At 77.7% G+C, this 753-nt stretch carries 1 protein-coding gene; it reads right to left on the bottom strand.

The features are described from left to right. On the bottom strand, nt 1-753 hold a 753-nt coding region (locus tag E1283_RS36705; RefSeq protein WP_425086284.1), incomplete at both ends, for a LysR substrate-binding domain-containing protein.

The following is a 753-nucleotide window of genomic DNA, read 5'->3' as shown; positions in this document are numbered from 1 at the left end:
ACCCCTGGCACCCTTGGCGCCCTTGCCCGAGCCCCGCCGGGGCTCCCCGCCCTGCGCCTTCGCCCTCGCCTGGGCCGCGGCCTTCGCCGCCGCCTTGGCCTTCGCGGTCGGCTTCGCCTTCGGCGCGGCCGGCTCGCCCCGCGAGCTGTTGACCGTCCGGCCCCGGACGATCCCGACGAACTGCTCCACCAGCTCGGTGGTCCGGTCCTCCCGCCACGCCAGACCGACGCGCGACTCGGGCGCGCCGGTGACCGGCCGGTAGGTGAGGTCCCTGCGGTGGTGGAGCCGGGCCAGCGACTGCGGGACGACGAGCACGCCGACGCCCGCCGCGACCAGCTCGATCGCGTCCGCCGTGGTGGCGGGGCGCTCGTCCGCCGGCCGGCCGGGCGGCCGCTCCCAGTCGAGCGTGTCGTCGAGCGGCCACAGCACCAGCTCGTCCGCGAGCTCGTCCGCCGTCACCTCGTCGACCGCCGCCACCACGTGGTCCTTCGGGACCACGACCACCGTCGTCTCGGTGTAGAGCGGGATCACGCTCAGGTCGGCGCGGTCGACCGGCAACCGCAGGAACACGGCGTCGGCGTCCCCGCCCCGCACCGCCCCGGCCGCCTCGGCGGCCGGCATCCCGGCCAGCCGGAGCGGGACGTCCGGCTGCCGCTCGCCCCAGATCCGGGCCCACTTGCCCGGCGTCACGCCCGGCACATAGCCGAGCCGGAACGAGGGGGCCGCTTCCTGGACCGCCTCCGGGGCCGGGGC

It is taken from the genome of Streptomyces hainanensis, assembly GCF_004348415.1.
Taxonomy (GTDB): Bacteria; Actinomycetota; Actinomycetes; order Streptomycetales; family Streptomycetaceae; genus Streptomyces; species Streptomyces hainanensis.
The sequence above is the reverse complement of the archived record's forward strand: the minus strand, read 5'-3'. Positions and strand labels throughout refer to the sequence as shown.